Source organism: Bacteroides sp. LFL-34 (genome assembly GCF_027257075.1).
Taxonomy (GTDB): Bacteria; Bacteroidota; Bacteroidia; order Bacteroidales; family Bacteroidaceae; genus Bacteroides; species Bacteroides ovatus.
Window position 1 is genome coordinate 79823 of record NZ_JAPQKZ010000006.1, and the last position, 16090, is coordinate 95912.

Annotated in this window: 7 protein-coding genes; 6 read left to right on the plus strand and 1 reads right to left on the minus strand. The window is 44.8% G+C overall.

What is annotated here, in order from left to right:
• Positions 1–18: 18 nt before the first annotated feature.
• Genes N5O98_RS05200 through N5O98_RS05215 form a run of 4 tightly spaced genes read left to right on the plus strand, consistent with a single transcriptional unit; the run spans position 19 to position 7765 of the window.
• Positions 19–1905, plus strand: a complete 1887-nt coding sequence (locus tag N5O98_RS05200; protein ID WP_032855758.1) for a RagB/SusD family nutrient uptake outer membrane protein — start codon at positions 19–21, stop codon at positions 1903–1905.
• Positions 1906–1927: 22 nt separating this feature from the next.
• Entirely contained in the window at positions 1928–5011 is a 3084-nt protein-coding gene (locus N5O98_RS05205; protein WP_004307746.1) for a SusC/RagA family TonB-linked outer membrane protein, read from the plus strand.
• 25 nt (positions 5012–5036) lie between these two features.
• On the plus strand, positions 5037–6833 hold the full coding sequence (locus N5O98_RS05210; protein WP_004307747.1) for a RagB/SusD family nutrient uptake outer membrane protein: 1797 nt from the start codon (positions 5037–5039) through the stop codon (positions 6831–6833).
• 29 nt (positions 6834–6862) lie between these two features.
• Positions 6863–7765: a BT_3987 domain-containing protein gene (locus tag N5O98_RS05215; RefSeq protein WP_004307748.1), complete on the plus strand. Its 903-nt coding sequence runs from the start codon at positions 6863–6865 to the stop codon at positions 7763–7765.
• Between the two features lie 440 nt (positions 7766–8205).
• Here the strand turns inward: N5O98_RS05215 and N5O98_RS05220 are convergent, their stop codons facing one another.
• Positions 8206–12216 (minus strand): hybrid sensor histidine kinase/response regulator transcription factor, encoded by a 4011-nt coding sequence (locus tag N5O98_RS05220; protein ID WP_118160986.1) that lies wholly within the window; start codon positions 12214–12216, stop codon positions 8206–8208.
• 208 nt (positions 12217–12424) lie between these two features.
• Between N5O98_RS05220 and N5O98_RS05225 the strand changes: the two genes are divergently transcribed.
• A complete protein-coding gene (locus N5O98_RS05225; RefSeq protein WP_004307751.1) occupies positions 12425–14482 on the plus strand; it encodes an alpha-L-arabinofuranosidase C-terminal domain-containing protein in 2058 nt (685 codons plus the stop codon).
• Positions 14483–14508: 26 nt separating this feature from the next.
• Positions 14509–16062 carry a sulfatase family protein gene (locus tag N5O98_RS05230; RefSeq protein ID WP_004307752.1) on the plus strand — a complete coding sequence of 518 codons (1554 nt, stop codon included), beginning with the start codon at positions 14509–14511 and terminating at the stop codon, positions 16060–16062.
• Positions 16063–16090: the final 28 nt, after the last annotated feature.

The following is a 16090-nucleotide window of genomic DNA, read 5'->3' on the forward strand; positions in this document are numbered from 1 at the left end:
CACTTTAAATTTACTGATATGAGAAGACATAAGTTGAATTGGATATGGATCATTCTATTGGGGTTGTTTGTAGGAAGTTGTGAGGACTATCTGGACCGCTCTCCCGATGACGGACTTTCCGAAGATGATGTTTATAAAGATTATAGCAGTTTGTTAGGGTTCATGGACCGCATCTTTCAAAATGATGATATATTAATCTTTACACATGGTATCAACTCTTATTCGAATACATACGTAACGGTAGGTAATTTATCGGATGAATATGCATCCGTTCGCGATAATGATCCGTCGAAGTTTGTCAATGCAGGTAACTGGCTGGAGAATGCCGGTACACGTTTCGAAATAGGAAGTAAAAGTGATGGGAAGAATTTCAAAAGTGCTATTTCTCGTGCTTATACCGGACTTCGTATCGTGAACCGTGTAATTAGCGGAGTAGATCAAGTGAAATCCATCACAGACGACCAAAGGAGAAAACTGTTGGGACAGGCTCATTTTCTGCGTGCCTACTTCTATTTTGAGATTATCAAGCGATATGGCGGAATGCCCATCTTTGACCAGCTTTGGGGAGCATCGGACGACTTTGACTTTCCCCGTAAAACTTATCAGGAATCCAATGCTTGGATGCAGACAGACCTGGATAAAGCCATTGAATATTTACCTATAAGCTGGCCTGACGAGGAACATGGACGGCCTGACAGAGTAAGCGCCATGGCATTAAAAGCGATGACACAGCTTTATGCTGCCAGCCCTTTGATGCAGAACGACTTGAATTCTATTGAAAACAAAGGATATGGAAAAGAGATGGCTGCTGAAGCTGCCCGTAGTGCGCAAAAGGCGATCAATGCTATTGAAAGTCACGAATATTATCGCCTGATGAATCATGACGAATATCGTAGTATTCAGCTAATGCCTAATTCCAATCAATTCGCACAGCCGGAATATTTATGGTTCCTGCGTTGGCATCATGGCAACTGGTCTGCTTTCGTCAGAGCGCAATGGCTGACACAACCATACGATAATAAAACCGGTGCCGAAGGTACTCCTTATAATGCTCCGACACAAAATGCGGTAGATATGTACGAACGTAAGGGAGCCGACGGTAAATACTATCCGATTACTGATCCGCGTTCCGGTTATGATGCGGTAAAGACTACCAATCCTTATTCGGATAGAGACCCTCGCTTCACGAATAATATCCTCGTGCCCGGTGAGCAATGGGGGAAGAATTTACAGGGTGTTCCCTATTATCTGACTACTTATTCGGGTGGTTACTCCGAGAACTTCATTTCTACCAATCAGTTTACGAGAGGCTCTCAACAGACCGGATATATGTGCAAGAAGTTCATTTGGCCGGAAGCAAGTGTGCCTTTGTTTGGTGAAGCTGGTTTCCAATTATATCGTTTGGTGGCTGTGTACATTCGTGTTTCACAAGTTTATCTGGATATGGCAGAGGCTTCATACGAAGCGACAGGTGATCCGGATGCAGTCGTTACGGGTTGTACGATGTCGGCCCGTCAGGCTTTGAATAAAATCCGTGTAAGAGCCGGAATCGGCGAACTACCGGATGGAGTGGATTTTAGAGAAGCTTATCGTCGGGAACGTGGTGTGGAATTGATGTTCGAAGGACACCGCTGGTATGATATCCGCCGTTGGATGATTGCTGAAGACCTGTTTAAGGGTGAATATCCGATCATGGGTGTCAAAGCAACCCCGATCAATCATTCTTATACGGCCGACCAGTTGAAAGTGGAAAAAGCCTGCACTTATAAGTTGACCGACTTTACTTACGAGTATGTTCCGGTGAGGACAGCCGTGCGGACGTTTAACAAGCGTAATTATTGGTATCCGCTACCGATGGATGAAGTGGCGGCTTTGGATAATCTTCAACAGAACCCCGGATGGTGATACCTAAAATAAAGAAAAGTATATGAGAAACAAGATTAGATATATAAGACTGATAGGGCTCATATTTGTCCTTATCGTTGGCTCTAGCCTGACTTTCGCACAGAATAAATCAAAGAGAAAGTCGGCGAAGAAGCCTTTGGTGGAAGTAGTTTCTATTGTTACCGACGAGAAAGGTAGCCCGTTGAAGAATGTTTCTATCATTTGTGGAGAAGGCGCAGTCGTTCTATATACAGATGCAAAGGGACGTTTTCAGACGAAGGTCGAGAATGACGCAACCGTCATGGTGGAGGCTTTGGGATATGAAGATAAAGTGTATAAGCTGACAGGCAGCAATATCGTTCCTGAAAAGATTGTCCTGAAGAAAGAGCCTCTGTTCCTGACCGAAGAATCGTTGGTGAATAGAGCCGATGGTGGCAAGACGTATAAAGGGAATGAAGTAGGCGCAACGAGCGTACTGGAGAACGGACAGTTCGGAACGTTCCCTGATTTGACGCTGACTAATATGCTGCAAGGTAAAATGTTAGGTCTGCAAGTTCGCTCCACAGTCAGCGGATTGGGTAATAATACGCCTGATTTATTTATCCGTGGCCAGCATGGCATGTCGGAGAATACAGCTATTGTTATCATCGATGGTGTGGAACGTCCGGCAGCGGATTTGATTCCTGAAGAAATCGAACGTATCGAGTTGCTGAAAGATGCCACTGCCAAGATTCTTTATGGGGCGCGTGCTGCGAATGGCGTACTTTGGGTGACTACCCGCAGAGGAAAGGCCAACCGCCGCATTTATAACGCAACCGCCGAAGCAGGTGTGGTACAGATGACGCGTACTCCTGATTTTCTGAATTCTTATCAGTATGCTAATCTGTACAATGAAGCGCGTGCAAATGACGGATTGACTCCTTACTATAATCAGAAACAACTGGAAGGATATAAAAACTCCAAAGGAGCCAATGACCTATTGTATCCGAACGTCGATTTGTACGATCAGTTATTGAACAAAAATGCCAACTATCGGAAAGTATCGTTCGATATGACGGGAGGTACCGACAGAGTGCGTTATGCCCTGATTGCCGGATATGTAGGAGGTAGCGGATTTGAAGACGTTACCTATACTCCGCAACTGCACCGTCTGACTCTTCGCGGAAACCTCGACTTCAATGTAACGGATTTCCTGACTATATCCGCAGACGTTGCCGGACGTATGGAAATGCGTAAATGGGGGCAATTGGACTGTGGTCAGGTATTTACGGCCCTGTCTACGCATCGTCCGAATGAATACCCGCTGACTATGTCACCGGAAGAAACCGGACTAGCCAGCTCGGACGGAATTCCTTTGTTTGGCGCAAGTCTGCTGCGTCCGATGAATGCATACGCGGAAACAATGTACGGAGGATATACGGATGAGCGTTATACACGCAGCCAGACCAATATCGGTTTGAAATTCGATCTTGATATGCTGACAAAAGGGTTGAAAGCCGGTGCTTTCCTTTCTTTCGACAACTATGATTACCTGCAACTCTCTTTGAGCAAAGTCTATCCGACGTATGCCATCAAAACATATCGTAACTTTGCCGGTGAGGAACAGATCATGTACACCCAGATGAAGAAAACAGATGTAGCCACTTCACAGAGTCGGAAGTCGACTACCTTACAACAGACATTGGGTTGGAATGCCTTTGCTGCATACGAGAATACATTCAACCAAAAGCATGATGTATCGGCACGGCTGACTTACATGTACTCGAAAACAACGAATCAGGGAGTGACCCAGGACATCATCAATGCAAACTACGCATTGCGCTTAAACTATATGTATGACCGCCGTTATGCTGTGGAAGCCGACATGGCATTGATGGGAAGCAACCGTTTCAAATCGGGAAATAAATACTTCTTCTCGGCAGCGGGCGGCCTTGCCTGGATTCTAAGCAATGAAGATTTCCTGAAAGACAATGAATACGTGAACTTCCTGAAACTGAAAACCAGTGCTGGTATCTTGGGATATGACAGAAGCACCGAACATTTATTGTATGAACGTGCCTGGTCACAAGACGGCAGCTTCCGGTTCGGAACAACGAACAACGGTGCTACGGCTTACTATTCCACTTTTGTCCGTGCAGGCAATCCGAACCTGAAATGGGAAAAGGCAGCAGAATGGAACATCGGTGTGGAAGGCCTGTTCCTGAACAACCGCTTATATACCGAAATAAACTATTTCCGTGAGAAACATACGGACATCATCGGTTCTGTCGATGCCTCTTACGGGGATTATACAGGCAACTTTACCTACCAGGATAACATGGGCTCCGTCTTGAATCATGGTATAGAAGGAATGTTCACTTGGAGCGACCGTATCAACGACTGGTCTTATTCGGTAGGAGCTAATTTCGTATGGTCTAAGAATAAAGTATTGAAATGGAACCAGGTGAAACATGGTGAAGAATACCGTTATACAGTGGGGCGTTCTACCGATGCTATGATGGGACTGGTTGCCGAAGGATTATTTGGCAAAGATGTAGCCATCAACGGACATGCCCCCCAGACGTTTGCCGATTATCAGGAAGGCGACATCGCCTACAAAGACCTGAACGGCGATAAGATCATTGACGGTCGTGACGTAAAGGAACTCGGAAACTCATTCCCACGTACTACATTGGGCATCGATTTCAATGTAAGTTACAAAGGCTGGGGATTGTATCTTCAGGGATATTCCGAACTGGGCGTTCACACTTGGGCAACAAATGCTTATTATTGGAACAATGGAGAAGGTAAATACTCTAAACTGGCATTAGATCGTTATCATCCGGCAAACAATCCGACCGGAAGTTATCCGCGCCTGACAACCACTGCCGGTGAGAACAATTTCCGCAATTCTTCTTTCTGGTTGAAGAATACAAGCTTCTTCCGTATGAAGAATGTTGAATTGAGCTACACGTTCAATCAGTTCTCCCCAAGTTCGGTCGTGAAGAAGATGAAGGTTTTCGCTCGTGGTGCAAATTTGTTTGTGCTTTCTTCCGTGAAAGATTTGGATCCTGAATTGCTGAATGCCGGTGTGACAAACTACCCGGTGACGCGTACTTTTACAGGCGGAGTCTCTTTTGTATTTTAATTTTGAACAATTAATAGATGGCAATATGAAACATATATTAGGAAGTTGCGTTTTAGCAGGTCTGTTTCTCTTTTGTGCTTGTGACGACACATTGGATACAAAGGTGACATGGCAGATCGGAGACTCTGATACCTGGAGAGTGCCGGAACTTGCTCAAGGCGTACTATATAAAGCTTATAATGGCATAGCCAACCGTCCGGATTGTTTTGAAGATAACTTTCTGGATTGTGCTACCGATAATGCAGTGACTAATCTGCGCAGCTCTTCTGTCTATAAATTAAATATGGGTGGGATGACAGCGTTTAACAACCCAATCGGAAACTGGAGTAATGCGTACAACATGCTGAACTATGTAAACTCTTTCCTCGAAAACGGCTTAACCGACCAAGTGCAGTACAACCGCACCGACCCGGAAGTGGACAAGCAAATCAAGCTGCGTCTGGAAGGTGAATCGTATTTCCTGCGTGCATGGTGGCATTTTGAGCTATTGAAGATGTACGGCGGAAAGGCGAAGAATGGAAAAGCGTTGGGTATTCCGTTGGCAGATCATTTTATTTCGCAGGATGAGGCCGCGCAGAACGGTGAATTTCTTCGTCCTACTTATCAGGCAACAGTCGATTTTATCGTCAACGATTTGAATAATGCCATCGAGTTATTGCCGAACGTGTATCAGGGAGATGACTTGGAGTTCGGTAATACACAAATCGGTCGTGCCACGAAAGCGGCGGCAGCTGTTCTGAAAAGTCGTGCGCTTTTATATAGCGCAAGCCCTGCCATGCAGGATGATGACGTGACGAAGATCACCGGCATGGGACAATTCGAAATACTGAACCCTACGGTTTACCAAGCAAAATGGGAAGCGGTAGCCAAAGAGATCAATAAGATTCTGGGCATGGAAGGTTTCGGAACTTATGTTCCTGTTACGGCTTCCTCCATTGCCGATGTTCAGACGGAAAGTTCCGATTATGCTTTCCGCAGATATTTTAATAATAACCTGTTGGAAGGCCTTCATTTCCCGCCGTTCTACTACGGAAGTGCCCGTGCCACTCCTTCTCATAATCTGGTAAAGGCTTTTTATGCGAAGAATGGTTATCCGGCAACCGATGTTCGTTCCGGTGTCGATCTGTCTGATCCTGATTTCGATCTGACGCAGCTTTATGCCGTACTGGATAATCGCTTTGCGCTGAATGTCTACTATCATAGTGCTACATTTGGCGATTCCGGTCAGCCGTTGGATATGTCCGAGGGTGGAAAAGATTCTCCTTCGTTTAGTGAGAATGCTACACGTACGGGTTATTATCTGGCTAAATTCGTTTCCAAGAAATCGGCTATGCTGAATCCGATTCAGACGTTAAACTCGGTTCATTACAATCCTTTGTTACGGAAATCGGAAGTTCTTCTTAACTTTGCCGAAGCTGCCAATGAGGCTTGGGGCAACCCGACGGTGAAAGCCGAAGGATGCCTGTATTCTGCATACGAAATATTGAAAACAATCCGTTCGCAAGCCGGGGGTATCAATTTTGATCTTTATCTGGATGAAATGGCTCAAAGTAAGGACTCGTTCAGAAAGTTGATTCAGAACGAACGTCGCTTGGAATTTACTTTCGAGAATCATCGTTATTTTGATATGCGTCGTTGGGTATTACCGTTGAACGAAGAGGTGGAGGGTGTTGCCGTTACCCGCAATGAAGATGGCACATTCAGCTTCAAAGTACAGAAAGTGGAACAACGGAAATATGAAGTGAAAAACTATTTCATGCCATTACCGTATGCAGAGCTGGAAAAGAATAAGAATCTAATGAATAATCAGGGTTGGGAATAACGTGCTGTTGATATAAATACTTATTTACAATGAAAAGACTAAATATATTATGGATAGGGCTGATAAGCGTTCTGATGACTGCTTGTTATGACGATTATGAAAAGGACTACGATGAGAGTTCTGTGTACTTTGCTTCGCAAAAACCTTTGCGGACACTGGTAGCCGATACAGATATGTCGATAAAGGTAGGAGTGGCTATTGGCGGTAAAAGAGAGGTGCATACCGATGATTGGGCTACATTCGAGATCGATCCGTCTTTATTGGATGGTACGGGCTTGACACTAATGCCGGAAAACTATTATCAGTTGGCTAATCCGAATAAGATGACAATTAGCAATCCGAATCTGGCAATAGCAGATGTGAAAGTGACTTTCTCCGATGCTTTCTATGAAGACAATGCTGCTTTGAACAAGCACTATGCAATCCCTTTCCGGTTGGTCGATCATAATCAGGATGAAATTAGTACTGATGTGAATGGTAATTTGAAGGATTACAGTATTGTAGTTGTCAAATTTGTCAGCCAGTATCACGGTACCTACTTTGTGAAAGGAAAAGTTACCAATTTGTCTACCCAGCAGGTTACTGAATACAGTAACAAGGATTTGAGTCAGAATATGACCCGCGACTTTGTTTCGTTAGGTAGAAACAAAGTACGCAGACCGGGTTTCGGAAACACATTGGAAAACAATGAGTCGGTGAATCTGACAGTCAATCCGGATGGAAGCGTCAATATTGAAGCCGGAGGAAGCGTCGCTATCACGGATGCATCCGCCACATTAGATCCTGCAGCCGAATCATTGGAATTTGTAGGGAAACAGCCTAAGTTTACCCTTTCTTATAAGTACACGAAAGGTGGCGTCACTTATCAAGTTGACGAGGAACTGATTCGTCGTCAGAATCCGGAAGCTGATTTACGCTTCCAAGAATGGTAGAATAGGTATGAGTTGATTATAGATTTCTATTGCTCGCCGGTAATTAGCTGCATCAGTGAATGTTGCAGATTAATTACCGGCGATATCTTTTTCTGTTGGGCGTAGTTGATTTACAAGATATACCTACTTGCCCTGTTGGCTATTAATAGCTAACTTCCTTTTGATATAGACCAAACTTCTTTTTGCCGGTTGGATAACTTCCTTTTTCTTCATTCCAAACTATAATTGCAAGCTTTGTTTTTATAAATGCAAGTTCCGTTTATAAAAACAAAGCTTGCAATTATATAAACGGAACTTGCGTTTATAGTTTGAAATAGGGCAAAGACAACTTTACTATGAAGGGAAGAGATCTTTGCAAAGGGAGCAAAAGAACTTTTCTATTAATAGTTGACACGTTGTCTAAGGGTAGGTTGAATTTCTGAAGCAGTTACTTTTGCTTTCTATTTCAACTGTTTGAGAAACTCTGTCGGAGTGATATTAAATTCTTTCTTGAAACACTTTGTAAAGTAGTTTGGATCTGATATACCGACGGCAAATGATGCTTCGGAGACATTCATACCATTCAGTAAATGAGTTTTAGCCTCTTTCATCTTAATGGTCCGTATGAATTGAGTGATGGAGCATCCGGTGAGTGATTTCAGCTTCATGTGCAACAGGCTGCGGCTGATGCGGAGATGGGCTGTGATTTCCGTTACTCCGAAGTCTTCCTTGGTGAGGTTCGCCATAATCAGTTCCATCAGTTCTTTCATGAATATTTCATCCCGCGGGTTGTTGGTTATTTGCTTGATGTTCAGTTCTTCTGCCTGTTTGAAGTGTTCAATGCTCTGTTTCCGGCTCTTTTGGATATTCTGTACCAGCAGTTCCAGATTCTTGGCGTTGAAAGGTTTGGTGATATACGCATCAGCTCCCCGCAGATAACCTTCCGTATGGTCGTTTTCATCGGTCTTTGCAGTCAGGAGGATAACGGGGATATGGCTGGTCGTTACGTCCTGTTTGACACGTTCCGTGAATTCCAATCCGTCCATCACTGGCATCATTAAATCCGATATAATGAGGTTAGGCAACTGTTTGGCTATCTTCTTGCAGGCTTCTGCACCGTTATACGCCCGTATAATATCATATTTCTCACTGAATATGCTGGCAAGATAATCATTCATTTCTTTGTTGTCCTCTACAATCATAATAGATTCCCGGGCAGGATCTTTCTCTTTGTTGGTCAGCTTTTCTGGAATGAGTTCGATGGTTTCCTTGATTCGCTGGTTATATTTCTGTATTTCTTCGGTCGTGATGTTCTCGGACGAGCGTTCATCGGGGTTGTAAGCATCCTCGGATACATTCAGGGTAACGATAAAGTCCGAACCTTTGTTGATTTCGCTTTCTACCCGGATTTCCCCTTTGTGCATGTGTATGAGCGAACGCGTAAGCGATAATCCCAGTCCGAATCCCTCGCGATGGTCGCGCTTCTCAACCTGGTAATAACTTTCAAATATTTGTTCTTGAGCTTCTTTAGGAATCCCCCTGCCATTGTCTTTGACGGAGATTTGCACAAATGTCCCCTTCTCTTCTTTTATTAGTTTGGCACTCAACTTGACGTATCCACCAGGCTGGGTATATTTAAATGCGTTTGAGAGCAAGTTATAAAGAATCCGTTCCAGCTTGGAAGGCGAGAACCAGACTTCCTCTTCGGTGTCTTCCAGATTGACGATGAAGTCAATCTCCCGTTCTCCGGCTACAATGTCGAAGATGTGCGACAGTTCTTCCAGAAAGTGCATGATGTCTCCCTTCCGGACGCTGATACGCATCTGTTTCATCTCGATTTTACTGAACGTCAATAGTTCATTAATCAGATAATTCATCCGGTTGGCGTTTCGGTAGATGACTTCCAGTTTCTCTTTATCGTTGTTGCTGATTTGTGGCTGCTGGATCAATCGTTGCAGAGGCGATAGAATCAGGGTCAGCGGTGTTTTCAGGTCATGGGAGATGTAAGTGAAGAAATTGATCTTCTGTTGATTCATATTCTCTATGTTGACGCGCTGTTCATGCTCCGTTTTCAGTCGCATGAGCAGGATGATACGCGTTTTGGTATATCTGTATGCGGCGTAAATGATTAATAGGAAGAGTAATGCATAAACTAAATATGCTCCCGGCGAGAGCCACCAGGGAGGAAGGACTCTGATAGCAAGGTCCTTTTGGCCCGTTTCGTCCCAGTGGATGCCGTCTTTGCTGGCTTTGATTTTTAAGATATATCTTCCTGAAGGCAGATTGGAGAAGCGTACCTGATGCTGGTTGCCTACAAACTGCCAATCCTTGTCGATACCTTCCATTTTCATCGCATATTGAGTGTTGTCGGTATATTGATAATTCAGTCCGGAGTATTCGAGACGCAGGGATTGGGCTTGTTCGTGGGTCAGGGTGATTTCTGTCAGTTCGGAGATAGAGGAAGGGATGAATGCTTTCTCATTGTTGGGTGACATATATTCGCTGTTGCTCCAAATGGCAGTCAGTGCAATGTTGAAACGGGGATTGACGGAGCGTACCTGTTCCGGGTAGAAAGAAATCATACCGTTGATAGTTCCAAAATACAATTCTCCGTCAGGCTTCTTGCAGGCGGAGGAGTAGTTGAACTGGTTGATGGGCAATCCGTCGGCCGTGGTATATCGGTCAATGCTTCCTGTTTGGGAATTGATACAACAAAGTCCGTTTCCGGTACCTACCCAAACATTACTCATCTCATCTTCAATGATACCTTTGATGGCGTTGGATCCCAACTGTTCTTTACTGTAAAAGGCGATAATGTTACCGTTGCGGTCTGATACATAAAGCCCGTTGTTGTCTGTACCTATCCATATCCGTTGATGTGAATCGGGGTAGATATAGGTGATGTAGAGATTGGTGTGCGGCAGGATAGGGAGCGAGGTTACTTTCAGTGTATGGGTATTGATCTGAAATATACTGCCTTTTCGGGTTCCTGCCCAAAGTATACTGTCATTAAACTGTACCAGGTTAAAGACACGGAGAGATGAAATTTTTTCCGGGCGGGAGTTTGCTTTCTTCCTGTTGATCAGGAATAAGCCGGAAGGGCCTCCGTACCAGATATGATCGTTCTTGTCTTCGATGATGCAGAAGCCGGAAGAAACCTCATCCGACAATAGATTATAGTCCACCGTGCGGTTTAGATGCGGTATATAGTGAAGAGCTCCTTTCAGGAACAGTCCGAGCCACAAGCTGTTATCTTTGTCGAGCCATAAAGAATGTATGTTCTTGGCGTAGATTTGCATTTGCTTGTGCAGCCGTTCGGCACGGGTGATTTCCTTCTTATTGTCCAGGTAGTTCAATCCGCCATCTTCGGTGGCGATGTACAGACCGTTGTCCGGAGCATTGATAATCTGGCGGACAGCCTTTCCGCTCAAATGATTGAAACTGGCTCCGTATGGATATATCTGGAACTGGTCGGAACCGAATATATAATAGTTGACTCCTCCGAAATAGGTTCCTACCCACATATTATGAGCCTTGTCCTGATAAAGGCTGTAAATGGGAGAATCGTTCAGCGCACTTAAATCCCGTTCCGATTGTTCGTAATGTGCAATCAGTTGATAGAGTTTGTTGAAGACAAAGATACCATACTCTGTGCCTACCCATATATTCCCCGTATGGTCGGTTGCCGCACAGCGGAAGTGTTTTACTTCCAGGTCTTTCGAGAGATTACACAGGGTATTGCTTTGTATATGATAGACGAAAAAATCGTTGTTAGTATTAAATAACAGCTGGTTGGACGAGATCAGGACGGCATTGTTGCATTGCAGTGTAAAAGGCTGGATGAGAGTCGGGAGGGAAACGAACTGTTTCTTGTCCAGACTGTATCGCATCAGCCCTTTGTTGGTGTCTATCCATAAGGTTTTGTCTCCGTCCTCCGCAAAGTATCTCACATGAGGTTTTTCTTTATCGAGAAGAAAAGGAACGAACAAGCTGTCTTGTTCATTGTAGCGATAAAGTCCGTTGCTACAAGCTGCCAGAAGCATACCATCGCTGGTATTCAGGAAACAAACATCATCCTTAGTGTTCCCTTTAATCTGGTAACGACTGAAATCTTCTGTCTCGTAGTTATAGCTGCAGATGCCCTGATCGGTAGAGATCCATAGAATGTTACGGAGCGAATCGTTATATAAGCGCGTGATGAAATTGTGGCGGAGTGAGGTGCTGTCGGCTTCATTATGTGCGAACAGGTTGATATTATAACCGTCATATCGGCACAATCCGTTGCGTGTACCAAACCAGATGAACCCGTGGTTGTCCTGGGTGATTGCATTGATCGTATTATGCGGGAGTCCTTCAGCTATACTTAGCTGTTTGAAGCGTATATTATTATATTGAATCTGTCCCGTCGACAAGCTTGTATTTAAGAGCACGAGACTAAATAAGAGTATGAATTTAAGTAAGGTGGTTCTCATGGCTTTTCTGATTGATTTTCACGACCTAAAGATACGTCTTTTTTTGTTTTGAACAGTCGTAGAATTGTTCAAACGGGCAGCACTCATGTTCAGTTTGCCGCTTCGCTACAGATTTTTATACATGATTGCAGGTATTAAGCATTATTTTTCTGTTTTTCTTGGATAGAAAAGACCACATTTGCAATGTGAAACTCTAAAAACAAATGCTATGAATCATTCGACATTCAAATCCTTTACGTTTGGTATCGGTCTGTTTTTCACATTACCTCTGGTATATGGGAATAGTTCCTCTCCGTCTTCTTCCGATGGAACGTTGTATATCAATAAATCGAAAACCCACAAAGTGGCTCCCGTAAAGTACGGTTTCCATTATGAAGAAATAGGAATGATGGGCGAGGGTGCCCTGCACGCCGAACTGATACGTAACCGTTCGTTTGAAGAAGCTACACCGCCTGCCGGATTATCTGTGAAGAACGGTCTTTATGAAAATGTTCCGGCTCCCCGCGTTAAAGAGAAAAAAGTGTTTCAGGCCGATCCGCTGATTGGATGGACGACTTATCCGTTATCATATACTCCTGTATTTATCAGTCGCACGGATGAAAATCCGATGAGCGGGGAAAATAAGTATTCGATGCTGGTTAATGTCACGGAAGATATTGCGAACCATCCGGATGCCCTGATTCTCAACCGTGGATATTATGGAATGAACCTGAAGACAGATACGTCTTACCGTCTTTCCTTGTTTCTGAAGAACAGGAATTATTCCGCTCCGTTACGTGTATTTCTAGTTGACGAATGGGGACAACGGGTGAGCAATGTGATCGAAGTGAATGTAGGGAATCGGGACTGGACAAAATATACCGGTGAACTGAAACCGGAAAAGAACGTCCGGCGTGGAATGTTTGCCATACAACCGATGTCGAAAGGGCAATTTCAGATAGATGTCGTTTCCCTGTTCCCGTCCGATACCTGGAACGATGGAAAATCCGTATTCCGTAAAGACATTGTTCAGAACCTGAAAGAGTTTTCTCCCAGCTTTATCCGTTTCCCGGGCGGATGCATCGTGCACGGAGTCAATGAAGAAACGATGTATCACTGGAAAAAGACGCTCGGACCGATTGAAAATCGTCCGGGACAGTGGAGCAAATGGGCGCCTTATTACCGTACCGACGGAATCGGCTATCATGAGTTTTATGAATTGTGCGAATATGTGGGAGCTGATGCGATGTATGTGATGCCTACGGGTATGATTTGCAGTGGTTGGGTGAAGCAAAGTCCACAGTGGAATTTCAGACACATTGATGTCGATCTGGACGCTTATATCCAGGATGCGTTGGATGCCATCGAGTATGCCATTGGTGATACAACTACGAAATGGGGAGCTGAACGGGCAAAGAACGGTCATCCCGCTCCTTTCCCGCTAAAATATATCGAGATTGGAAATGAAGATTTCGGACCTGTGTATTGGGAGCGTTATGAGAAAATCTATCAGGCGTTGTCCGCCAAATATCCTGACTTGATTTATATAGCCAATAGTGTCATCCGTGTAGTCGGAAGAGAGAATGATGACAAACGGAAGGATATTCCCAATTTTGTCAACCCGAAGAATGTGAAAGTGTTCGACGAACATTATTATAACTCAATCGAATGGGCTTGCGAACAGCATTATCGTTTTGATAACTACAAACGGGGTGTTGCCGATCTATTTATCGGCGAATTGGGAATCAACGGAAAATATCCTTATAACCTGCTGGCTACCGGAGCCATCCGTATGTCAATAGAACGCAACGGCGATTTGAATCCCTTGTTTGCTGAACGTCCGGTGATGAGGCATTGGGACTTTCTGGAACACCGTATCTTCCTGCCGATGTTGATTAATGGAGTAGACAGTAGCGTAAAGACTTCCTTCTTCTACCTGGCAAAGATGTTCAGGGATAACACGTTTGACGTGTGTCTGGATGCAGCGATCAAGGATATAGAAGGTTTGCAGAACATCTTTGTTACGATGGGATATGATACGGCCAGCAAACAATATATCCTGAAACTGATAAACCTGCAGGATAAAAAAGTCACTCTACAACCGGAAGTTTCCGGCTTTAAACGTCCCGTCAAGGCACATAAAACAAGCCTGGTACTGGTTCCGGGAAAAGAAAACACACCGTTTGCTCCGAATGAAGTCCAACCGGTAGAGACGGAAGTCGGGCTGGACCTGAATCAACCGTTCGAACTGGAGGCCGCTTCCATGGTTGTATATCGTTTTAAATAGGATCTTTTAAATAAGAAATAAATAAAATGAAAACAATCTTTTGTATCACAGGACTTGCCATACAAGGTTTGGCTATGTCAGTCCAGGCGCAAACCGGCAAACCGAATATTGTGGTTATTATGACCGATCAGCAGCGTGCCGATTTGTGCGGCAGGGAAGGTTTTCCGCTGGAAGTGACTCCCTTTGTCGACCGTTTGGCGCAGGAGAATGTATGGTTCAATAAGGCATACACTGTGATGCCGGCCAGCTCTCCGGCACGTTGTTCCATGTTCACCGGGCGTTTTCCTTCCGCCACTCACGTACGCACGAATCACAATATCCCCGACATCTCCTATCAACAGGACTTAGTGGGCGTATTGAAAGAAAACGGATATAAAACAGCATTGGTTGGCAAGAATCACGCTTACCTGAAACCTGCCGACTTGGATTTCTGGTCTGAATACGGACACTGGGGAAAGCACAAAAAGACGACTCCCGCAGAGAAAGAGACTGCCCGTTTCCTGAATCAGCAAGCCAGGGGGCAATGGCTGGAGCCATCTCCCATCTCGCTGGAAGAACAGCATCCCACCAAAATCGTGAACGAAGCACTGGCATGGATTAAACAGCAGAAAGAAAATCCTTTCTTCGTATGGGTCTCTTTTCCGGAACCTCACAACCCTTATCAGGTATGTGAACCCTATTACTCCATGTTCTCCCCCGATAAGCTTCCCGTCTTAAAGACCTCCCGCAAAGATTTGGCAAAGAAAGGAGAGAAATACCGTATTCTGGCGCAACTGGAAGACGCGTCCTGCCCGAACCTGGAACAAGACATGCCTCGAATCCGTGCCAACTATATCGGAATGATCCGGTTGATAGACGATCAGATCAAGAGACTGATCGAATCATTGAAAGCCAGCGGACAATATGAAAACACCATCTTTGTCGTACTCTCCGACCACGGTGACTACTGGGGGGAATACGGATTGATCCGTAAAGGAGCCGGACTTTCCGAAAGCCTCGCACGTATCCCGATGGTATGGGCAGGATATCACATCAAGAACCAGCCTGCCCCTATGGATAGCCACGTATCGATAGCCGACCTTTTCCCCACCTTCTGCTCTGCCATCGGTGCCGAAATACCGGCAGGAGTTCAGGGTCGTAGCTTGTGGCCGATGCTGACCGGAAAAGCTTACCCTAAAGAAGAATTCTCCAGCATGGTCGTACAACAAGGCTTCGGAGGAGCCGATGTCGGACTGGATGCCTCCCTGACTTTTGAACAGGAAGGAGCATTGACTCCCGGCAAAATAGCCCACTTCGACGAACTGAACACCTGGACGCAAAGCGGTACCTCACGCATGATAAGAAAGGATGACTGGAAACTGGTCATGAATCATTATGGCAACGGAGAACTCTATAATTTAAAGAAAGATCCTTCGGAAGTTCATAATCTGTTTGGCGAGAAGAAATACAGCGAAATTCAAACAGAACTTCTGACCCGTTTACTGGCATGGGAGTTGCGTTTGCAGGACCCGCTGCCTCTCCCGCAAAGACGTTACCATTTTAAACAGAATCCATTTAATTATCTCCATCCGGAATACTAAAAAATAAGAAGATTGTACATACCTACGG